The organism is Pseudomonas sp. B21-012 (assembly GCF_024749305.1).
GTDB lineage: Bacteria > Pseudomonadota > Gammaproteobacteria > Pseudomonadales > Pseudomonadaceae > Aquipseudomonas.
In genome coordinates this window covers 3087420-3104312 of sequence record NZ_CP087197.1, presented here as the reverse complement: position 1 = coordinate 3104312, position 16893 = coordinate 3087420, and the positions used below count along the sequence as shown (strand labels likewise).

The window sequence follows — 16893 nt, the reverse complement described above, 5'->3', positions numbered from 1 at the left end:
TTGCGACGCGGGCCGAGGTTTGCTATAAATCCCGGCCACTTCAACGGAATGAGCTCATGTCTCTGAAATCCCTCCTCTTTATTTCCCTCGTAGCAGCCTCTGCAGCCATTTCGGCTGGCTGCAAAGAAGACGCCGTCGACACCGCCGCCTACGAGCCGACTACCGAACACTGTCAGCCTGACTACCTGAAAACGCTCCCAGACAATAAGGCTCGCGAAGACCTGGTTGAGAAGTGCATGACCGGTGGCTCGTACAAGAAGTCAGAGCCGAAGACCTGGTAACGTCCGTTTCAGTCAGCGCCGCCTCATCAGGCGGCGTTTTCGTTTAAGGGCTGGCGGGCAGCGCGGGAGGGTCAGGCCAAATCAGTGAGACGCAGCAGCACCTGAGCTTGATCGACCGCGCCGGCAGGGCGAACGGAGTTGAAACCGGTCTCTACCGCCGCCAGGGCCGCTATCCAGTGGCTTTCCCGTTGAGTGATGTAGGCTGCCCGGTTTGTGCAATCATCCGGGTAAGCGATCACCTCGATAACGGAAAACTCCCAGTCGGTAATGTCGGAGCCGCCCAGGGCTGCGTGGAACTTGCAGCTGGTTGGTTTGCTCAGGTGCTGCCACCACCGCAGCGTGAATGGCTGTGTGGTCTGGCCGACGTAGACCCGACCGCTGGACTTCTGCCGCACCTGGTAAATCACTGGCGGCGACCGGCCTTCGGTGGCCAGGCGGAACTCCGAAAGGTCACGAAACTTAGCGGCCGCCTGGCACTTCTCGGTGCAGTAGGCATGGCTTTTCGTTTCGGTGTGCGGGTCGTTGTACTTGTCGATCAACTTGAAAACGGTACCGCACTCCTTGCACGGCCTGTTCTCGAAGCGCCCCATCAGGTAGCTGTCGTTCTCGTCGATCGGCTGGATGTGCAGCAAATACTCGTGCGCGTCCATGTCCTTGCGCAGCACGCGCGATGGGAACTGGCGTTCGTACTGATCCTCGACCACTGCCTTAGCCGACTTTCGGTCGGGCGCCTCGACCATTCCGCTGAACACTGGTGGCCAGGCCCACTCAGCCTCGCCGTATGCGCTTGTTGCCGGGCGGCGTCCCTTGATCTGGTAGTAGAACTTCGCCATGACTTTCTCCATGCATGCGCCACCCTCCGTGGCCGGATGCGGCATGGTTGTAAAAAGGCTTAGGACGAGCTATGAAAAGGTCGGCAGGTACAGCGAATGAGGGTTTAGCTATGACATTCGATAAAAAGTACGAAGGAGTTCATTACCGACTTTCAGCGACATCTCTTGGAAATGGGCCATGGCAGGGAGAAGCCCACATCCGGATCAAAAATGGCCAGGATTACGGTTCTCACTCCATACATACAGCGGAGGATTTCAATTCCGACGGGGAAGCCATGCAGGCGGCCGAGAGGCTACTCATAGCGCTTTGTTCAAGCGGCGACCTTCGTCGAGACGTTCCGGCAGCATATGAAACTACCGACTCGCAGGGAGCGAAAGATCAGTGATCCGCGCAGATGCGTAGCGATTCACGCTCTCGGAAACGCTCCAGCTTCCGCGCCACAGTCGGTGACACCGTGATTTCGTGGCGCGGAGGTGTCAGCAGTGGTAGGGCGACGTTCGGGCCCAGCCCATGCAGGTGATGAATCATCAGCGTCATCGCCTCGCCCTGTTCCTCGATACCGGCCCACTCCATCAGCTCCAGCAGGGCCTGCTTAGTCCCTGGTCGAACCTTCAAGCGCAGATCTTCTTCCTGCACCTTCGCGGACTTCTCGCGCCTGCGCCGGTCGCGCTCGGCCTGGTCCATCGCCATATGACGCCTCCTTTAATCCGCTGGGCGGCAAGTGAACATGCAGCTGCCGGCGGCGCTGCTGGGTGATCTTCTGGATGCGTCTCATGGGTGGCACACCTCGATTGGCTTCTTGTTCGTAGAGCCAGAGGGCATGACCACTAGTAGACGCTTGTTTCCGCGATACACGCCCCAGGGCCGACCAGTGGACGCGGCCATGGCCGCCGCGTACTTCACAGCGGGGATTGGCTGGGCGATTGTGGCGATCATGGCTACGCCCCGGCCAGGTGATGCAGCGGGGCGAAGGGGATGTCGTCGTCGAAGCTGTCGTAGTCGGGGCCCGGGGCGCCTTGCTGGTTCTGCGGCTGGGCCTGCGGGCGGCTCTGCTGGCGCTGCTGCTGGGGCCGAGGCTGTTGCTGCTGGCTTCCTTGCTGCGCCTGCTGCGGCGGGCTGCCGGCGAACTTGATGATGATCACGCGGCCGGTGAGCTTCACTCCCTGGGAGTGATCGGCCTTGGTGTAGGTCTCGACGTGGGCGTCGTCGATGGTGAAGTGCAGTTGCTGGCCCTTGAGCAGGTAGGGCGCCATGGCTTCGGCCTGCTTGCCCCAGAGCGTAGCGTCGACCCACTGAGTAGGGCGCTTGCCATCTTGGCCTTTGCGGCCATATTCGCAGGCCAGGGCCAGGTTGCAGACGGCATTCCCGTCAGGCGTGTAGCGCAGTTCAGCGTCGCGGCCCAGGCGGCCGATATCGGTAAGAGTAGGCATCGTGATTCCTTGGTTATGCGGCCAGGCCGAGCACCTTGTTCATGCGCTCGTCGAGGATTTCGTAGAAGGTCTTCACCCGTTCGGTGAGCTTGCGGATCATGGCTTCGTCGCGGTACACGCGCTTGACGAAGAGCGGCATGCCGGGCCAGTAGCTGATGAAGTCGATCCACTCGCGCTCCGACACCCATAGGCCGCCCTGGCACTGGGCTACGTGCTCTTTTGGAACATCGCCGGCCAAGATCACGCCAACCTGAAACTTTGGCAGCTTGGTCTTGATCTCGGTGAGGCCATCGTCGCCGACCAGGGCGTCAGGCGAGTAGCCGATGCCGTGGTTCAGGATGATCCCGACTGAGCGAGTCTTGAGGCTTTCGCGGTCCTCGTAGAGCCCGCGTGCGACACCCTCAAGCTCGTGGCCCCGGATTGTTGCCTTTGTCTGGAAAGGAATCTCGGCGGCCTCTTCAGTGATGCGCTCTCCGATCAGCTGGTCCATGTAGGTGAAAGCGGCCACGCCGAAGCCTGCTTCGCCCTTACCGCTTACCAGCAGGCAATCCAGCTCCGAGCAGGTGATGATGCCCAAGCGCAGGGCCAGCCACTCCGGCGTGCCTTGCTCGATGTCAGTGATGATCTGCATTTGAGGTCTCCTGGTCTGCGGCTGCATTCTGGTTGGCTGACTTGGTGAGCATGCCCAGCACCTGGTCGAACGCGGCTTTCTCAACCGCAGATGGGGTGCCATGGATGCTGGCGAACGCGGCCTTGGCTTTGTCGCTGCAGCGCTCCAGCAGCATGGCCAGCTGGCTGGCTTGCACCGAAGTTACCCGCGGCGTCACGACTGCACCGTTGCCGTCGTCGTCCTCGCCGGTGGTGGTGAAGTTGAGCAGGGCGCCGGCGGTGTACCGTTTGCCGTAGCTCACGCTGGAGGCCACGGCCTGTACGCCGTTCTTGCTGCCTGTGGTATCAGCCGGCAAAACCAGGGAGGTGGTTTCTCGATGCCCAGCGCGGTGGCTCAGTACACCCTCGACCTCGATTCCGCGCTCGTTGCGCGGTGTGCGGAAGGAGAGGGCAAAGCCGTGGCGGGCCAGCACCGGCTTGATCATCTCGTTGATGTCCTCCCAGAGCGCATAGGTGCTCTGGATGCGGCCGCTCTTGTCTTTGATCCCGCCGCGCTCGCCGATCACTGGCAGCTCTTCCTGCATGGCGGCCAGGGCCTCGTCGAACTGCTGCTTGGCCTGCAGGGCCTGGATGTTCTGGTGCATGACCATCAGGCGCTCCATCTTGTCGATGTCGGCGTTCGGGGACATGGCAACCTGCTGAATAATCTGCAGAACGGTGACCGACTCGGTGGCGATCACTGGGCTGTTGGTCTGTTCGACCCGGGCTACTTGGCTCATGGCGACCTCAGTAGGAAATGGAGACGTTGGGGATCTTGCGCTGCGCGATCAAGGTGACCGCTTGCTTGGCGCAGGCCTCAGGCATGCCACCAGCAATGAAGGCTTCCAGCGCTGCCCGGTTGATGCTCCGGCGATGGGCTTCGTCGCGTTCGCGGGCTTGCTGCTGGCGGAGTATCTCGGCGGCAGCGTCGTCTGCCCGGCGGCGTTCATCAATGCGAGCATGTTCAGCCGCCTGTTCGGCACGTTGTGCTGCGGCCTGGCGCTCCTGCTCGGCGCGCTGCTCTGTGGCGACTCGTTCGGCTTCGGCCTGGGCCCTTGCGCGCTCGGCTTGCTCGGCCTGCAGCTTCAGCTCCAGCTCGCGGCGGTCGGCGTTGGCTTTGGCTTCAAGTTCGCGGCGCTGGGTGGCTTCGCGCTCGGCCTGGGCCTTCTGTTCGGCTTCGACCCGGGCGCGCTCGGCGGCCTCTCGGGCGATGCGCTCTTCGCGCTCTTTCTGCTCGCGGGCTTCAGCCTCGGCGCGCAGGCGGGCCAGTTCAGCCTGCTCAGCTTCGTACTGCTGGCGGGCGGCGAGGGCGGCGCGCAGCACCTTCAGCGAATCGTCCTTGGCCCTGGCGGCTTCGGCTTCGAACTCTTCCCACTGTTCGCCCAGGGCGACGGCCTCAACCTTGGCGATGCGATCGGCCAGGTCTTCGGCAGTGATGCCTTCGAGCGTTTCGGCATACAGCTTCAGGTGGGCGATGGTGTTGTTGTGTCCATCTACCCGCGCATCTTCGGCTGCCTGCCACTCGTTCAGCGGCTTGCGCACCTGGTCGCGGAGGTTGTCCATCGCAGTCACGAACTCGCGCAGTTCGGCTTCGACGACCTTCGGCATTTCCTTCAGGCGGCGCAGGTAGTCGCGACCTGGCTTCTCGGCGGCGATCTTCGACTTGCTGACCTTGGCGGCCAGGCTGGCGATGCGCTCGCGGCCTTTGCGGGTGGTCAGGTCGGGCACTTCACCTTCGACCTCCAACTTTGCAATTTCGATGAACTGCCTCAGGCCGCCGGCGACGTAGATGGCCGGGGCGTTCTCTTCGCTGATGTCGTCGACGGTTGTCAGCTGCTGTTGTGCGGACATATGAGTCTCCCGCGCCATCCCTGCGGTGGGCGCTAATGAAAGGGTCACTGAGTGATGGCGCCGGCCAGCGAGCTGGCGAGCATGAAGGCGGTGCAGGCGAGAAGGGTGAGGGCAGACCCACGCCAGAAGGCGACGCGCTTGGCGCGCTGGTAGCAGGTCACGCCTTCACCTCATAGGCGACCGTCCACTCACCGCACAGGCAAGCGCGGCCGCTCCAGGCGTGCACGTTCGGGATGCCAGCGTCGTGGGCCAGGGAGAGAGCGCCCAGCCATTTCGGGTGGGTAAACGCCAGGATCATGCGGTCACTCGGCAGTTCTTCGATCTGCTCATCGATGAGCGATTTAACCGGTGCAGTGCTCATGCAACCTCCTTGCGCCGCTCGGCAACCCGGCGAACGCGCTCGCAGTAGTGTTTGAACTCGTCGGCGTCGATGCCGCCAGCAGAGAAGTGGCGGACGATCAGGGCTTCGGTGAGGGTTTCTTGCAGCCTCGACCCTGATTGCTCAAGGTCGTCCAGGGCGCGGTCTATGGCGATATGCGGGCTCATAACTCTGCGTCCTCTGCCTGGGCGATAAGCGCGTCGTCAGCCAGCGGCTCAAGGAACTCTACGGCCAGGTCAATCAGGTGCTGATCCGGCTTGTCGTCGCCCAGCAGGCTCGCTGCTGTGGTCCTGCAGGGTTCGCCAAAGGCCGCCTGAATGACGATCTCTGCCAGCCAGTCGCCTTTATCCTCGCCATCCTCCCAGCGCTTCAGCAAGAGCAGCTGAATGTGGGTCTTGAACTCGGCGAAGGTGACGATGCGCGGCGCGCGCAGGCGGCGCTGCACCTTGATGTCGCTGCCCCGGGCCAGTTGCTCGCCGGCTTCTTCAAGCCATGTTTGGCGGGCAGAGTCGCGGGCATCAACCACTGGAGGCGCCTGCCGGTTGTCGTACTCAAACTGTGCTGCTCGAAGTGCGCCCATGGTCGCCTCCAGGTGGTGGGTTACTCGTTGTCGCCCGCTTGGTAGGCGTACTCGGACGGATTGGGATGGTCGTGCTTCTCCTCGCCGCAAACCCGGCACTCGAGATAGCTGCAGTCGAAGGTGCCGCCGATCACTGCCAGATCGCCGCCCCAGTCGCTGATGTACTTCCAGTCGTGGTCTGACTCACCGTTGTCTCCCTTGCATTCCCAGCCGCTCATGGCTTCACCCGGGCGGCGAGCATGGCGTCGGCGTACTCGTAGGCCATGCTGGCGGTATGAGCCGGGTCACTGTTCGAGTGGTAGCTCCCACTGGAATCGTCACCAGCCCAGGACAACAAGCCCTGCAAAGCCTTGGTAGCGAAGTAGTCGCGGAGATCCATGCCGGACATCAGCCGCTTGGCCTCATCAACGCGGGATGGCTGAAAGGTGTCGTGGTCATACGAGACCGGGAATGCCGGTCCGCCTGTGTCTTTGTTCATCGCGTGAACCTCGGTAGGACCGCATTGGTCAGGAGCCAGGCGCGGGCCACCAAACCCAGCCGTGAGACTGGCCTGGCACCTGCCGATGCGGTCGATATGAAGGGAAGGGGATGCAGGCGCCCGGCGCTGCCCGGGAAGCATCTGGTCTGGCCGGGAAGGCCCCGGATTCGCCTGCGGTGATGCGATCTGCATCGGGGTGTGATCTGGCCGGTACTGATCTCCGGCTTGCGAACCATGCCGAGGTGAACGGCTTGCGCCTACCTCAATGCCAGTTATTACGAGCCGGTACCGCGCGGGCATATGAAACTACTTAGCCGGTATCGATCGTTCGCGGGAACTGTTTGCTTTCAAACCTGCGCATCAGCCTGCGCGTTCAGATCACACTCCGATACAGCCTGCGATGGGGAGCAGGGCATCGGGCAGTTAACGTCAGGCTGACGTGGCGCTGGTTGATCAGATAACCGCGGTCAGGATCTTGCTGCCGTCAGGCTTGGTTGTAGTCATGTGCATAACTGAGCCCAAACTGCCGGGGAGAGGGAGGCCGTTGCGGATGGTGTTCGCCGACTTGCTGAAGCGTGCGTCGAACTCATCGTCGCCATCAGGCAAGTGGGTGGTCACGGTCAGGCTGGTGGCATCCTCGCCGTTGGGGCCGCCGTCTTCATGGCCAATGGCAAAGCTCGCGATCATGGCGATACCGTTATCCCTCGCGATCTGAATCACTTGCTGCATCAGTGGGCTGACCTGGCCGTCGTAGATTTCTTCTTTGTTCACGTGAGTGCCCTCGGGTTGATTTCCCGGCAGCCACTCATGGGAATGGCTGCGAGTGAAATCACCAGGAGCGAGGTCGGTGCATCAGCTCAAGGATCAGAGCCTTCTCGTAGCCAGGTACGTCGCAGGTGGCGGTGTTGTTGATACGGTCGAGCTTCACGGCAACACGGGCCTTTCGGAATTGCTTGCGGTTCATGTCGTGTTCCTCCAGTGGCATTCCCAATGCCGCCTCATAGAAGCGGCATTAGTGAATCTCGTGGTGCGCCGCGACCCGCTACTGGCGTCGGTCGCTGGCTCATGTGCGCCTTGGTTACCACCTGGCCCTAGTCCAGTTCGCACTCGTGTTGTTCCTCCAGCCGCGGGCCTTTCGGCTTGTTCTCCCGCTGGATAACTGGTCTTGGCGATTTACGCTGCACGCCCGGGGCAGTTGCCACCCCTCTGGACTGTTGAGGCCTGTCCATCGCTGCCTTTGAATCTGGGCCGGTGTCGATCCGGCAAGGTGTGTCGCTAAAGAGCTGGGCCCTTTTGAGGGCCGGCCGGGATAAGCGGCGTTGATGCAAATATAAGCGTGCTTATCTTGATCGTCAATAAGCGTGCTTATATTTTTTCATGAAGACGTAAAAAAGCCCGCAGACGGCGGGCGCTTTACTTATTTCAGAAGGGTTTGGAGGGGAAGGTGCCTACATCAGCGCTTTGGTGCCCGGCGAACGGTGGACCACCAAAATACCCTGCCGAGCATCTTCACTTCGTCGTGAAACTGTTCGGCACTCATGATCTCGTCAGGGTACTCGTCGTCATTCTCGCTTCGAATACGTACGGCTCCAGCCGGGAGGCGATAGAGGTACTTTACGCGCAGCATCCCGCCATGGTTGAAGGCATAGATCTCGCCATCAATGATGTTTGTATCGTGTGTGTCAAAACCGATAGCTGCGCCATCCAGGATGAGGCGCTCCATGCTTTTACCTTTCAACCTGGCGCATGCAGCTCCACGACTATCAACACCAGCAGCGCGAAGGGTGGCGGTACTGAAGCGCAACCGCCGGTTCGCAACCTCTACTACTTCGGTCATTCCATTGCCGCCAGCGAACTCAACCTCGGCGTAGTAGGGCACTTCAATATCGTCATCTTCCAGCGGGTCTCCATCGTCCCAAGGTGCAAGCTCTCCGAGCAATTCGGCGTTTGACTCAACAGCAGTGGAACGGCCCGACTGGGTCTTGAGCATTTCGCCAGTGCCTTTGGCCAGCCACATAGGGTCGACCCCGCAGGTGCTGGCGATACCAAGAAGATGGTTACTCGTCTGGTTTTTCCCGGTCTCCAATTGAGAGATCACGGGCTGTTCAACACCGACCCGGCTGGCGAGCTCTCGTTGCGTCAGCTTGGCGTGTTTGCGTGCGGCTTTGATTCGTTCGGCAAGGGTCGTCATAGCAGTGAATTTATAAGTTGCCTTATGCGCTTGCAAATAAGCCTCCTTCTACATACGATATAAGCACGCTTATCAGGAGTTCTCGCCATGAGCCCGATTGAAAAGCTCGTCGAATTCTTTGGCGGGCAAGCAAAAACCGCCGCAGCCCTGAGTGTTACCCAGCCAGCAGTTTCCTATTGGCTTTCTGGGACCCACTCGATGAGTGCGGCAAAAGCATTCCTGGCTGAAGAGTTGACCAGCGGGCAAGTCACCGCTCGCGAGCTCTGCGCCACAACAACCCGTAAATCAGCTGCGTAAGGAGCAATCCCGATGTACATGGACCCCAGCCAAAAACGTGCGATCCCTGTGAAGGTTCGTTTCGAGCCGGTTCTTGACCGGATCTTGCGGAAAGCTGCGAGCAAGACGCGCATGCAGCATGCCACGTACCTCTACGAAATCATCGAGTGGGCAGTTGCCAACGGCGTTATCGAAGAGCTGATGCAGGACAAGCAAGAAGATATCGCGGGCTGAAGGCCCTTTGGAGGCCCAAATGACCGTACAGCTTGATCAGCTGCCGCCTGATACGCGGCAGCGAGTAGAGGGGCTGATGAGGGCCAATGGCTGGGATTTCAGCAAGGCAATGAACGAAATGTTCGAAGCAGCTGTAGCCGGTGGCGCTCTTTCAGTGGTTGGCCGAAGGAAGGCCAAAGTCCTGCAGTTGGTGACCCCAAAAAGGGCCTCTGCGGGGGACTCTTCAGGGTAGGGCGGAGGCCCTCTCTGATTTCCAGGCACAAAAAAGCCGACGGACGAGGTCGGCTCTTTCAACAGCGGTAAAGCAAGTGGAGCAAATCATGCACCATCAAACCGAAATCAGCAATACCTCACCCAGGGCCGCGCCACAAAACGCGAACTACGAAAACGTGGCGCGCACCATGTCCAGCGTTGAGCTGCGTGATTTGATCAACGAAGCACGATTAGCCGCCGGCGAGCCAAAGGTTCGCAACGACCAGTTCGTCGCTCGTGTTCGAGACGAGCTTGGCGATGAACTGGGGGTATGCAAAAAAATTGCACACCCCCAGAGCAGCGTTCGAATGGATAGTTACGACCTCACCCTCGACCAGTGCATGCTGGTGGGGATGCGTGAGTCGAAGGCGGTACGCCGTAGCGTCCTAGAAAAGCTGAAGACTCTCGAAGCTCCTCGCGTCATCGCAACCCTGCCAGACTTCTCCAGTCCAGCCGCCGCCGCCCGCGCCTGGGCTGAACAGTACGAGCTGCAGCAGGCCGCAAACCAGGCCCTGGCCATTGCTGCACCAAAGGTTGAGTTCGTCGACCGCTATGTCGAAGCCACAGGCCTGAAGGGCTTCCGCCAGACCGCCAAGCTCCTACGGGCTAATGAGGCCCGCTTCCGCGAGTTCCTGCTCGACAAGAAGATCATGTACCGCATGGGCGGGGAATGGCAGGCGTACCAGCAGCACATTGACGCCGGCCGGTTCGATATCAAGACCGGCACCACCGATGGCGGCCACGCATTCAACCAAACCAAATTTACCCCGAAGGGCGTCACCTGGGTGGCCGGCCTGTGGGCTCAGTACAACCTGGAGGCCCAATGATGGCCAGATCGAGAAACATTAAACCGGGCTTCTTCTCCAACGAAGACCTGGCAGACCTGGACTTCGCCGCGCGCCTCCTGTTCATCGGTATGTGGACCGAAGCCGACCGAGAAGGGCGCCTGGAAGATCGTCCAAAGCGCCTGAAGATGGCCCTCTTTCCGGCAGACAATGTCGATATCGATGGCATGCTTGATGCGCTGGAGCTTAAGGGCTTCATTCGCCGCTACGAAGCCTCAGGCGTCAAGGCAATCCAGGTGGTGAACTGGTCCAAGCACCAGAACCCCCACGTAAAAGAGGCGGCAAGCACCATTCCAGCAGAAGGCCAGCATCATCCTGTTCAGGGTGAGCATGGTGAAAGCACCGGACAAGCACCGGGCGAGAACAGTTCTTTCCCTGCTGATTCCCTCTCTCTTGATTCCCTTAACCTGATTCCTGATTCCCTCACTCCGTCGAGCGAATCGCCGGAGGACCTGTTCGATCGGTTCTGGAAGCTCTACCCGCGGAAGGTGGGTAAGGCGAATGCGCAGAAGGCCTGGGCCAAGCTGAAGGTCCACTCGGCGCTGTTCGACCGCATGGCCGCTGCGTTGGCTGCTTGGAGTGTGTCTGCTGATTGGACAAAGGATGGCGGCCAGTTCATTCCGCACCCGGCTACCTGGCTAAACGGCAAGCGCTGGGAGGATGAGTTGCCGGTGCCAGCGAATGTCCACCACCTGCCAACCAGTCGTCACCACGGTTTCGCTGAGCGTGACTACACCGCCGGGCTGATCCAGCGGGAGGATGGCACCTATGCGTTCTGAGAAGGTCGTTCACTTGGCTAGCATGGCCAGGCCCCAAGTCACCTCGATGGCCGTCTGCGAAGAGCATGGCGAGTACTCCGCCACCGTCACCCAAGTGCTGAGCCATACGTTCCGTACGCCATGCCCGCACTGCAAGGCTGCCCAGGTCGCGAAGGAGAAGGCGGAGGCTGTCGAGCGTCAGCGCCATGAACTGGCCTGGAAGCTCGGTGATGCGCTGGTGCCTAAGCGCTTCAAGGGTAAGACCTTCGACAGCTATCAGGCTGTGAACCCGGGCCAGGCCAAGGCCTTGATGAAGTGTCGACAGTACGTCGAGCAGTTCGAGCAGAACCTTGCGGCTGGGCGCTGCATGATTCTGGTCGGTCACCCCGGTACCGGGAAGACTCACCTCGGCGTTTCCATGGCCCAGGCCGTCATGTCCGCCACCGAGCACACCGCTGCCTACCGCACACTGGGCGGAATTCTGCACTCCATCCGCGCAACATTCGACGGCAGCTCAAGCCAGACCGAAGGCAGCATCCTCGACGCGCTTGTACGCCCGACTCTGCTGGTGCTGGACGAGGTCGGTGCAAGCAAGGAAGCCCCGAGCGACTTCGAGCTGAGCCGCCTGTTCTCGATCATCAACGGCCGCTACGAGCGGATGCTGCCGACCATCGTGATTTCCAACCTGGATGTTCGCGAGCTCCCAGCGGCGATGGGCGAGCGATCTGCCGACCGCCTCCGTGAGGGTGGTGTGATTGTGCTCCCGTTCAACTGGGAGTCTCAGCGCGGCAAGGAGGGGTTCTGATGAGCGTCGACAAAGCAAAGCTGCAGCCCCTGCTGTGGGCAGTGGTAGGCGCCTGGAAGGCCGGTGATCAGGATCTGCACCTGCACACCGACGCCCTGGACGAATTCCTCGGTGAGCGGACGATAGAGGAGGTCGCTTTGGGACTGCTTGAAGAGATCAGTCAGTTAACTGCCCGGGCGCGCGATGCCGAGAAGCAATTACAGGAGGTGGCCAATGCCTGACCTCAACTCGATGTCACAGGCTGCCCGTTCCGCTGCAATGCGTGGCGGCATGGATGGCTGGGGCCAGGTCGGCGGACAGCCGGGTCACATCCGCTACATGGAGGTCCGAAAGAGGCGCCCAGGCCGCCAGCCAAAATGCTGGTGCGGCTGCGGGGCCAACAAGACTCATCGCGGTCTGGCGAACGGCGTCTGCCTCATCTCAGGTTGCGAGATGGCGATCCGCCGCTGGGTGAAGGAGGCGAATCGTGGCTGACCTGATGCTCCGCACGGAGCAAGACCGCGCTCGGCTGATCGGCTACCTCACTGGCCTGGATCTGGCCAAGCCGCGCCGCCTGACCATAGTCGAGGTACGGAACAAGCGCAGCGACGCCCAGAACCGCCTGCTGTGGATGTGGAACGGCTTGATTCAGGAGCATCTCCGCGACTCCTACGGCCAGGTGGCCAGCAGCGAGGAGTGGCACGAGATCCTGGTCGCCAAACTGTGGCCGGCAGAGGTACACCCGGTGGAGCTGCCCGACGGCACCCGGTACCGCGTTGGCCGGGCCAAGACCCGAAAGTTCAATACCCAGCAGATGACTCAGTACCTGGAGCTGCTGGACGCCTACTGCGCCGAGATCCTGCAGTTGCTCCTCCCGCACCCAGAGGACCTGATGATGGCGATCTACGGTGAGCGCCGGGGGAGGGCTGCATGAAGACTGCGTACGGAGCGATCACCGCCTTGCTTGGTGGAGTGCTGGCGGCAGAGCTGGCCTCGATCGGGGTGTACATGAACAGCCCTGGTTTTTGGATGATCTTTGGCACAGCGCTCGCCATGGGCGGTGTGTTTTACAAGTGGGGCGACGAGATATGAGGACAGCTCTCAAGGAAGTGAAGCAGAAGACCTGCAAGGCCTGCGGCGGGAAGTTCCGGCCATCGTTGTCGACGCAGACGGCCTGCAGCGTGAAGTGCGCCCTGGCCATGGCGCCGGCGAATCACGACAAAGCCCGAAAGGCCATTGACCAGCGCAAGCGCCGCGAGATCAAGGTCCGCAAGGAGAAGCTCAAGAGCCGCGGCGACTACATGCGCGAGGCCCAGGCCGAGTTCAACACCTACATCCGCCTGCGCGACCAGCACCTGCCGTGCATCAGCTGCGACTCGCTGCCCAGCGATCACGACCTGATCACCGGCAGCCGCTGGGACGCCGGCCACTACCGCTCTGTTGGCGCTTGCCCTGAGCTGCGCTTCGAGCCGCTCAACGTCCATCGCCAGTGCGTGAAGTGCAATCGCAACCTTTCGGGCAATGCGGTCGAGTACCGCATCCGGTTGGTACAGCGCATCGGTGCTGACCGGGTGGCCTGGCTGGAAGGGCCTCATCAGGCCTGCAAGCACACCATCGAAGACCTTAAGGCCATCAGGGCCGAGTACCGGGCAAGGATCAAACAGCTGAAGGAGGCTGCAGCATGACCACAGCATGGGCGTTTTTCATTCTGGCCGCGATGCTTGTGGCATCCGGCGCTGTGCTTGCCTGGGGTGCCGCAGTCGCCCGCAAGCGCAGCTACGAAGAATTCATTTTGAGGAAATCCAAGTGGGCAGGGGGTGGGCAATGATCTATCGCGACGTTATCTCCGCAGTAATTCGTGCGCTGGCATCCGAGACGATCAATAGCGCCGGCGGCTGCGATTACACGCCAAAAATCCAGGCCAGCAAGCTCAAAGGCGAGATCGTGGGTAAAGAGGCGGCTTTTCTCACCGATTGTTGGGTGTTTGGCAGGCTTCACTCTTGCCTGGAGCCTAAGCACTGGATGGCCTTGAACGCTTGCTACTCAACGCACATGGCATCGAAGGTCGGCGCTATCGGGCGGATCGTCTCGCATGTGTCTTCGCCTGCCCCGCGCCTGTTCCTGACCAAGGCAGTTACAGCGTGGGCGTATCCGCAGCTGGGAGGCGCTGAGCGGGCGCCTGCGGAGAAAGTGACGCTTGAGGTGGATGATGATGCTCCGGCCTGGAGAAAGGCGGCTGTGGCGAAATCCCAGAAGGCTATCAACGCCAAGCTCAAGCAGCGCCAGGAGGCGCCATGTGAAGGCGTCATCATCCTGCCAGCCCATAACTACGACATGAACACCTGGGACGTCGACGGCACGCCGGAGCGCACCAGGCGTGACTGGCGCAGGAAGATATTCAGGGGGTTGGATACGCTGGTGAATCAGGCGCTACTTGAAGCTGGGGAGATCCTGACCAATGAGGGAGTTTTCTTCGATGAGCAGGATGTTGCATAGAGGGCCTTGACAGGGCCTGCCGGTTCGCCGAATATTCACCCATCCTGTCATTCCTGCGCGTTTAGGAGTGACCACAAAGAACCCGGCCAAGTGCCGGGTTTTTTGTTGCCCAAAGAGGGCCTCAAGAGGCCCGGCTACAACGTCGGGTTTTTGTGTCTGCTTACCTGCCAAGCTTTTCCATTGCCGCATCGGCGAGGAAAGACGAACGGCTTTTGACATTGTGATCGCGCACGTACCGATCGATCCGCTGGATGACAAAGCCAGGCAGGGTCACGTTGACCTTCTCGGTCTTGCCCAGGTACGGCGTAATGTCGATCTCAATCATGCCCCAGCCCATATCCGCGAAGTCTGGATTGCTCCGGTGCGTTGCGGCAGTGGTCGGCATGGGAATGGCCTGGCCATTCGAAGCGATCTCCTCGAGCATGATGTGCGCGACCTCGACTGCGGCGGTATAAGCCTCCTCGAAGGTGTCGCCTGCGGTTACAGCGCCTGGAATGTCCGGCACCTGGATGCCGATAGCGGTGTTCTCGTCGCCCCACTCGATACAGATTGGATATTGCATTGTCGTCTCCTGCGAAGGTGCAAAGGGTGAAGCCGGGTTACTTCAACCCGGCTCGTTCCTTGATGCTCTTTACCGTGCCTATCGGTAGATCTTTCTTTGGGTGAGGCACTGGTATCGAGTTTGGGTTGTTGGGGTGCTTGAAGATGTGGTGGCTTCCAGTGACTCGCTTTAGAACCCATCCAGCCGCTTCAAGCTCCTTTATCAACTGCCTGCTTTGCACCTCCGTCTCCTTGTGTGGTTGATGGGGTAATTATACCTCTAGGCGCATAACGTGTAAATGGTTTTGTGTGTCTGGGGTTATCTTTTTCTCGGCATTCGCCGGGGCTCTAATTCTGGAGTTCACTCATGACCGCTGAATCACGCTACCTGACTGCAGGCGAGCTCTCGAGCACCTCGGGGCAAGTAGATATCGACCTGAAGACGGGCTCGCTCATCCTCAAGGGGCCGGCCGGCGGCACGGTCATCGGCGATTTGGAGAAGGGTGACATTGTTGCCCGAATCGACGCCGAGCCTGCCGTCGAGCCACTGCGCCTTGGCGGCGTCACGCTGTACGGTGAGTTGGCCCGCAACCTACGCGAAGTGCAGTCGATGCTGGAAGCCCACGGCGCTGGTGAGTTGAAGGTGGTCAAATCCGGCGGCGAGTCCGGCAAGCACTTCTTCATCATCGACGGCCAGATGTTTATCAGCCAGGCCGAAGTCGACGCCGGCAAGCTCACGGCTGGGTACACCATCAGGACTGAAACCTTGAGCAACAGCCTTGAGGTTATGGCTGGCCTGATCAGTAAGTCCCAGCTGTACGAAGAGATGCGCAAGAACATCGAGAGCATCAGCGCGGATGACGGCCTGGCTCGCACCGTCCGCCAAGTCATCCGAGAAGAGCTGCGACCAGGCGGCATGCTGCACTCCCGCTAACCCTGCGCCACCTTGCCCGCCTCGAGCGGGCTTTCTTTTTACAGCTCCCCGTGAGGGAGGAATCGAGTATGTCCAACATGCCAGACAAACCAGACACCTGGGCGATTGCTCTTGCGTGGTTGAGCCAGCATTCGCCCCTCCTGTACGCGGCCGGTCTGTCCTGCGCCATGGCAGTCCTTCGGATCACCTATGGAGGTGGCACCCGTCGCCAGATGCTGGTTGAGGGTGCTATCTGCGGAGGGCTGACCCTAACGATGATCAGCGGCTTCGAGTTCTTCGGACTGCCTCAAAGCATGGCTGCCTTCGTCGGCGGCTGGGTTGGCCTGCTTGGGGTAGATAAGGTTCGGGCCATCGCTGACCGTGTGACCGACTTCAAGCTGCCGGCCCGTAAGGCGGACTGATCCGCGCCACAAATTCAAGGTGCGCCATTTCGTGGCGCGATACTGGAGCCTTCATGAGCATCAAGAAGACGCTGATTCACTTCAACGACATTACGCTGACGTTGTCTGCGGATGACCTGAAGGCTGCATTGGTCGCCAAGTATGGCAGTGCTGCGGTGGAGGTACTGGGTGAGGGGGTGATCCTCCAAGACGCCAGTTACTCCACCTATTACCCGGAAGAAGGTGTGAAGTTCACCTTTGCTCAGCCGCTGGAAGGGCACAACACATGACCACCATTGCCTACAAGGACGGCGTGATCGCCTACGACTCTCGCCAAACCCGGGGCGGAGTAATCGTCTCTGATGATTCCCCGAAGTGCCAGATCGTCGACGGCGCCAGCTTCTTCCTGTCGGGTGCTGTATGTGATGAGAAGGCATTGATCGCCGCCTACTTTGGTACGCCATCGGCAGCTCCTGTGGAGTGCTCAGGCTATGTTGTCGATGGCGGCAAGCTGTTGATGGTCGGCCATGACGACAAGACAGGCATCTGGCGGCAAGAGCTGGACCCGTCCAACCCGGACGCTATCGGAAGCGGCTCGGCCTATGCCTTGGCTGCAATGGACATGGGCGCAAGCGCAGAAGATGCGGTGCGCGCTGCCATGAAGCGAGACATCTACACCGGCGGGAAGATTAGAACGCTGAGGTTTTGAGTAAATAGGCGCA

The 16893-nt window shown here is 60.5% G+C and carries 33 protein-coding genes; 17 read left to right on the top strand and 16 right to left on the bottom strand.

The features are described 5' to 3' along the window. Positions 1-56 precede the first annotated feature (56 nt). Positions 57-281 (top strand): entry exclusion lipoprotein TrbK, encoded by a 225-nt coding sequence (gene trbK, locus LOY37_RS14245; protein ID WP_038995136.1) that lies wholly within the window; start codon positions 57-59, stop codon positions 279-281. A gap of 71 nt (positions 282-352) precedes the next feature. On the opposite strand, the gene LOY37_RS14240 is transcribed toward trbK, so the two are convergent. The 14 genes from LOY37_RS14240 to LOY37_RS14175 form a co-directional block, all read right to left on the bottom strand. Further along, on the bottom strand, positions 353-1114 hold the full coding sequence (locus tag LOY37_RS14240) for a GIY-YIG nuclease family protein (RefSeq protein WP_258715031.1): 762 nt from the start codon (positions 1112-1114) through the stop codon (positions 353-355). A gap of 379 nt (positions 1115-1493) precedes the next feature. After that, entirely contained in the window at positions 1494-1805 is a 312-nt protein-coding gene (locus LOY37_RS14235; RefSeq protein ID WP_258715030.1) for a hypothetical protein, read from the bottom strand. A 248-nt stretch (positions 1806-2053) separates the two neighbouring features. Then, entirely contained in the window at positions 2054-2545 is a 492-nt protein-coding gene (ssb, locus tag LOY37_RS14230; RefSeq protein ID WP_258715029.1) for a single-stranded DNA-binding protein, read from the bottom strand. 13 nt (positions 2546-2558) lie between these two features. Then, positions 2559-3176, bottom strand: coding sequence for a lambda exonuclease family protein (locus LOY37_RS14225; RefSeq protein ID WP_045194502.1), 618 nt, complete (start codon positions 3174-3176; stop codon positions 2559-2561). Next, entirely contained in the window at positions 3160-3933 is a 774-nt protein-coding gene (locus LOY37_RS14220) for an ERF family protein (protein WP_258715028.1), read from the bottom strand. The genes LOY37_RS14225 and LOY37_RS14220 overlap by 17 nt, the downstream gene beginning before the upstream one ends. 7 nt (positions 3934-3940) lie before the next feature. Then, positions 3941-5044 (bottom strand): hypothetical protein, encoded by a 1104-nt coding sequence (locus LOY37_RS14215; RefSeq protein ID WP_258715027.1) that lies wholly within the window; start codon positions 5042-5044, stop codon positions 3941-3943. Positions 5045-5201: 157 nt separating this feature from the next. Further along, complete coding sequence (locus LOY37_RS14210) at positions 5202-5405, bottom strand: hypothetical protein (protein ID WP_045194498.1); 204 nt, start codon at positions 5403-5405, stop codon at positions 5202-5204. Continuing rightward, positions 5402-5590 carry a hypothetical protein gene (locus LOY37_RS14205; protein WP_258715026.1) on the bottom strand — a complete coding sequence of 63 codons (189 nt, stop codon included), beginning with the start codon at positions 5588-5590 and terminating at the stop codon, positions 5402-5404. Before LOY37_RS14205 ends, LOY37_RS14210 begins: the two co-directional genes overlap by 4 nt. Next, positions 5587-6003 (bottom strand): hypothetical protein, encoded by a 417-nt coding sequence (locus LOY37_RS14200; protein ID WP_258715025.1) that lies wholly within the window; start codon positions 6001-6003, stop codon positions 5587-5589. Before LOY37_RS14200 ends, LOY37_RS14205 begins: the two co-directional genes overlap by 4 nt. A gap of 20 nt (positions 6004-6023) precedes the next feature. After that, positions 6024-6221 (bottom strand): hypothetical protein, encoded by a 198-nt coding sequence (locus LOY37_RS14195; protein WP_258715024.1) that lies wholly within the window; start codon positions 6219-6221, stop codon positions 6024-6026. Next, positions 6218-6481 carry a hypothetical protein gene (locus tag LOY37_RS14190; RefSeq protein WP_258715023.1) on the bottom strand — a complete coding sequence of 88 codons (264 nt, stop codon included), beginning with the start codon at positions 6479-6481 and terminating at the stop codon, positions 6218-6220. Before LOY37_RS14190 ends, LOY37_RS14195 begins: the two co-directional genes overlap by 4 nt. A gap of 453 nt (positions 6482-6934) precedes the next feature. Continuing rightward, on the bottom strand, positions 6935-7252 hold the full coding sequence (locus tag LOY37_RS14185; RefSeq protein ID WP_258715022.1) for a hypothetical protein: 318 nt from the start codon (positions 7250-7252) through the stop codon (positions 6935-6937). A gap of 58 nt (positions 7253-7310) precedes the next feature. Beyond that, complete coding sequence (locus LOY37_RS14180; protein WP_258715021.1) at positions 7311-7445, bottom strand: hypothetical protein; 135 nt, start codon at positions 7443-7445, stop codon at positions 7311-7313. 489 nt (positions 7446-7934) lie between these two features. Continuing rightward, on the bottom strand, positions 7935-8708 hold the full coding sequence (locus tag LOY37_RS14175; RefSeq protein WP_258715020.1) for a helix-turn-helix transcriptional regulator: 774 nt from the start codon (positions 8706-8708) through the stop codon (positions 7935-7937). 51 nt (positions 8709-8759) lie between these two features. Between LOY37_RS14175 and LOY37_RS14170 the strand changes: the two genes are divergently transcribed. From LOY37_RS14170 to LOY37_RS14115, 12 genes are all read left to right on the top strand, one after another. Beyond that, positions 8760-8969 (top strand): helix-turn-helix domain-containing protein, encoded by a 210-nt coding sequence (locus LOY37_RS14170; RefSeq protein WP_258715019.1) that lies wholly within the window; start codon positions 8760-8762, stop codon positions 8967-8969. A gap of 12 nt (positions 8970-8981) precedes the next feature. Then, the gene (locus tag LOY37_RS14165) at positions 8982-9182 is read left to right on the top strand and encodes a hypothetical protein (protein WP_054064745.1); all 201 of its coding nucleotides are present in this window, start codon (positions 8982-8984) and stop codon (positions 9180-9182) included. A 317-nt stretch (positions 9183-9499) separates the two neighbouring features. Beyond that, on the top strand, positions 9500-10261 hold the full coding sequence (locus tag LOY37_RS14160; protein WP_408980729.1) for a phage antirepressor KilAC domain-containing protein: 762 nt from the start codon (positions 9500-9502) through the stop codon (positions 10259-10261). After that, positions 10261-11058 carry a hypothetical protein gene (locus tag LOY37_RS14155; protein ID WP_258717193.1) on the top strand — a complete coding sequence of 266 codons (798 nt, stop codon included), beginning with the start codon at positions 10261-10263 and terminating at the stop codon, positions 11056-11058. The genes LOY37_RS14160 and LOY37_RS14155 overlap by 1 nt, the downstream gene beginning before the upstream one ends. Beyond that, on the top strand, positions 11048-11842 hold the full coding sequence (locus LOY37_RS14150) for an ATP-binding protein (RefSeq protein ID WP_258715017.1): 795 nt from the start codon (positions 11048-11050) through the stop codon (positions 11840-11842). Before LOY37_RS14155 ends, LOY37_RS14150 begins: the two co-directional genes overlap by 11 nt. After that, positions 11842-12063, top strand: a complete 222-nt coding sequence (locus LOY37_RS14145; RefSeq protein WP_258715016.1) for a hypothetical protein — start codon at positions 11842-11844, stop codon at positions 12061-12063. Before LOY37_RS14150 ends, LOY37_RS14145 begins: the two co-directional genes overlap by 1 nt. Next, on the top strand, positions 12056-12316 hold the full coding sequence (locus tag LOY37_RS14140; RefSeq protein WP_258715015.1) for a hypothetical protein: 261 nt from the start codon (positions 12056-12058) through the stop codon (positions 12314-12316). The genes LOY37_RS14145 and LOY37_RS14140 overlap by 8 nt, the downstream gene beginning before the upstream one ends. Continuing rightward, the gene (locus tag LOY37_RS14135) at positions 12309-12755 is read left to right on the top strand and encodes a recombination protein NinB (protein WP_258715014.1); all 447 of its coding nucleotides are present in this window, start codon (positions 12309-12311) and stop codon (positions 12753-12755) included. The genes LOY37_RS14140 and LOY37_RS14135 overlap by 8 nt, the downstream gene beginning before the upstream one ends. Further along, complete coding sequence (locus tag LOY37_RS14130; RefSeq protein WP_258715013.1) at positions 12752-12913, top strand: hypothetical protein; 162 nt, start codon at positions 12752-12754, stop codon at positions 12911-12913. Before LOY37_RS14135 ends, LOY37_RS14130 begins: the two co-directional genes overlap by 4 nt. Next, on the top strand, positions 12910-13506 hold the full coding sequence (locus LOY37_RS14125) for a recombination protein NinG (RefSeq protein WP_258715012.1): 597 nt from the start codon (positions 12910-12912) through the stop codon (positions 13504-13506). Before LOY37_RS14130 ends, LOY37_RS14125 begins: the two co-directional genes overlap by 4 nt. After that, entirely contained in the window at positions 13503-13649 is a 147-nt protein-coding gene (locus tag LOY37_RS14120) for a hypothetical protein (protein ID WP_258715011.1), read from the top strand. The genes LOY37_RS14125 and LOY37_RS14120 overlap by 4 nt, the downstream gene beginning before the upstream one ends. After that, positions 13646-14317, top strand: a complete 672-nt coding sequence (locus LOY37_RS14115) for a hypothetical protein (protein ID WP_258715010.1) — start codon at positions 13646-13648, stop codon at positions 14315-14317. Before LOY37_RS14120 ends, LOY37_RS14115 begins: the two co-directional genes overlap by 4 nt. Positions 14318-14477: 160 nt before the next feature. On the opposite strand, the gene LOY37_RS14110 is transcribed toward LOY37_RS14115, so the two are convergent. Further along, the gene (locus tag LOY37_RS14110) at positions 14478-14879 is read right to left on the bottom strand and encodes a type II toxin-antitoxin system HicB family antitoxin (RefSeq protein WP_045194468.1); all 402 of its coding nucleotides are present in this window, start codon (positions 14877-14879) and stop codon (positions 14478-14480) included. Between the two features lie 37 nt (positions 14880-14916). Continuing rightward, positions 14917-15099, bottom strand: coding sequence for a type II toxin-antitoxin system HicA family toxin (locus tag LOY37_RS14105; RefSeq protein ID WP_016715573.1), 183 nt, complete (start codon positions 15097-15099; stop codon positions 14917-14919). Positions 15100-15224: 125 nt separating this feature from the next. Here LOY37_RS14105 and LOY37_RS14100 point away from each other — a divergent pair, with 125 nt between their 5' ends. The 4 genes from LOY37_RS14100 to LOY37_RS14085 all read left to right on the top strand — a co-directional run bounded on the left by LOY37_RS14100 (position 15225) and on the right by LOY37_RS14085 (position 16880). Continuing rightward, the gene (locus LOY37_RS14100) at positions 15225-15791 is read left to right on the top strand and encodes a hypothetical protein (RefSeq protein ID WP_258715009.1); all 567 of its coding nucleotides are present in this window, start codon (positions 15225-15227) and stop codon (positions 15789-15791) included. A gap of 68 nt (positions 15792-15859) precedes the next feature. Further along, positions 15860-16192: a phage holin, lambda family gene (locus LOY37_RS14095; RefSeq protein WP_045194464.1), complete on the top strand. Its 333-nt coding sequence runs from the start codon at positions 15860-15862 to the stop codon at positions 16190-16192. A 53-nt stretch (positions 16193-16245) separates the two neighbouring features. Beyond that, the gene (locus LOY37_RS14090; protein ID WP_258715008.1) at positions 16246-16461 is read left to right on the top strand and encodes a hypothetical protein; all 216 of its coding nucleotides are present in this window, start codon (positions 16246-16248) and stop codon (positions 16459-16461) included. After that, positions 16458-16880 carry a proteasome subunit beta gene (locus tag LOY37_RS14085; protein ID WP_258715007.1) on the top strand — a complete coding sequence of 141 codons (423 nt, stop codon included), beginning with the start codon at positions 16458-16460 and terminating at the stop codon, positions 16878-16880. The genes LOY37_RS14090 and LOY37_RS14085 overlap by 4 nt, the downstream gene beginning before the upstream one ends. Positions 16881-16893: the final 13 nt, after the last annotated feature.

What these genes read in the sequence shown, in the direction of transcription:
- trbK (WP_038995136.1), top strand. Translation starts at nt 57, where the DNA reads ATGTCTCTGAAATCCCTCCTCTTTATTTCCCTCGTAGCAGCCTCTGCA.
- LOY37_RS14240 (WP_258715031.1), bottom strand. Translation starts at nt 1,114, where the DNA reads ATGGCGAAGTTCTACTACCAGATCAAGGGACGCCGCCCGGCAACAAGC.
- LOY37_RS14235 (WP_258715030.1), bottom strand. Translation starts at nt 1,805, where the DNA reads ATGGCGATGGACCAGGCCGAGCGCGACCGGCGCAGGCGCGAGAAGTCC.
- ssb (WP_258715029.1), bottom strand. Translation starts at nt 2,545, where the DNA reads ATGCCTACTCTTACCGATATCGGCCGCCTGGGCCGCGACGCTGAACTG.
- LOY37_RS14225 (WP_045194502.1), bottom strand. Translation starts at nt 3,176, where the DNA reads ATGCAGATCATCACTGACATCGAGCAAGGCACGCCGGAGTGGCTGGCC.
- LOY37_RS14220 (WP_258715028.1), bottom strand. Translation starts at nt 3,933, where the DNA reads ATGAGCCAAGTAGCCCGGGTCGAACAGACCAACAGCCCAGTGATCGCC.
- LOY37_RS14215 (WP_258715027.1), bottom strand. Translation starts at nt 5,044, where the DNA reads ATGTCCGCACAACAGCAGCTGACAACCGTCGACGACATCAGCGAAGAG.
- LOY37_RS14210 (WP_045194498.1), bottom strand. Translation starts at nt 5,405, where the DNA reads ATGAGCACTGCACCGGTTAAATCGCTCATCGATGAGCAGATCGAAGAA.
- LOY37_RS14205 (WP_258715026.1), bottom strand. Translation starts at nt 5,590, where the DNA reads ATGAGCCCGCATATCGCCATAGACCGCGCCCTGGACGACCTTGAGCAA.
- LOY37_RS14200 (WP_258715025.1), bottom strand. Translation starts at nt 6,003, where the DNA reads ATGGGCGCACTTCGAGCAGCACAGTTTGAGTACGACAACCGGCAGGCG.
- LOY37_RS14195 (WP_258715024.1), bottom strand. Translation starts at nt 6,221, where the DNA reads ATGAGCGGCTGGGAATGCAAGGGAGACAACGGTGAGTCAGACCACGAC.
- LOY37_RS14190 (WP_258715023.1), bottom strand. Translation starts at nt 6,481, where the DNA reads ATGAACAAAGACACAGGCGGACCGGCATTCCCGGTCTCGTATGACCAC.
- LOY37_RS14180 (WP_258715021.1), bottom strand. Translation starts at nt 7,445, where the DNA reads ATGAACCGCAAGCAATTCCGAAAGGCCCGTGTTGCCGTGAAGCTCGAC.
- LOY37_RS14170 (WP_258715019.1), top strand. Translation starts at nt 8,760, where the DNA reads ATGAGCCCGATTGAAAAGCTCGTCGAATTCTTTGGCGGGCAAGCAAAA.
- LOY37_RS14165 (WP_054064745.1), top strand. Translation starts at nt 8,982, where the DNA reads ATGTACATGGACCCCAGCCAAAAACGTGCGATCCCTGTGAAGGTTCGT.
- LOY37_RS14155 (WP_258717193.1), top strand. Translation starts at nt 10,261, where the DNA reads ATGGCCAGATCGAGAAACATTAAACCGGGCTTCTTCTCCAACGAAGAC.
- LOY37_RS14150 (WP_258715017.1), top strand. Translation starts at nt 11,048, where the DNA reads ATGCGTTCTGAGAAGGTCGTTCACTTGGCTAGCATGGCCAGGCCCCAA.
- LOY37_RS14145 (WP_258715016.1), top strand. Translation starts at nt 11,842, where the DNA reads ATGAGCGTCGACAAAGCAAAGCTGCAGCCCCTGCTGTGGGCAGTGGTA.
- LOY37_RS14140 (WP_258715015.1), top strand. Translation starts at nt 12,056, where the DNA reads ATGCCTGACCTCAACTCGATGTCACAGGCTGCCCGTTCCGCTGCAATG.
- LOY37_RS14130 (WP_258715013.1), top strand. Translation starts at nt 12,752, where the DNA reads ATGAAGACTGCGTACGGAGCGATCACCGCCTTGCTTGGTGGAGTGCTG.
- LOY37_RS14125 (WP_258715012.1), top strand. Translation starts at nt 12,910, where the DNA reads ATGAGGACAGCTCTCAAGGAAGTGAAGCAGAAGACCTGCAAGGCCTGC.
- LOY37_RS14120 (WP_258715011.1), top strand. Translation starts at nt 13,503, where the DNA reads ATGACCACAGCATGGGCGTTTTTCATTCTGGCCGCGATGCTTGTGGCA.
- LOY37_RS14115 (WP_258715010.1), top strand. Translation starts at nt 13,646, where the DNA reads ATGATCTATCGCGACGTTATCTCCGCAGTAATTCGTGCGCTGGCATCC.
- LOY37_RS14110 (WP_045194468.1), bottom strand. Translation starts at nt 14,879, where the DNA reads ATGCAATATCCAATCTGTATCGAGTGGGGCGACGAGAACACCGCTATC.
- LOY37_RS14100 (WP_258715009.1), top strand. Translation starts at nt 15,225, where the DNA reads ATGACCGCTGAATCACGCTACCTGACTGCAGGCGAGCTCTCGAGCACC.
- LOY37_RS14095 (WP_045194464.1), top strand. Translation starts at nt 15,860, where the DNA reads ATGTCCAACATGCCAGACAAACCAGACACCTGGGCGATTGCTCTTGCG.
- LOY37_RS14090 (WP_258715008.1), top strand. Translation starts at nt 16,246, where the DNA reads ATGAGCATCAAGAAGACGCTGATTCACTTCAACGACATTACGCTGACG.
- LOY37_RS14085 (WP_258715007.1), top strand. Translation starts at nt 16,458, where the DNA reads ATGACCACCATTGCCTACAAGGACGGCGTGATCGCCTACGACTCTCGC.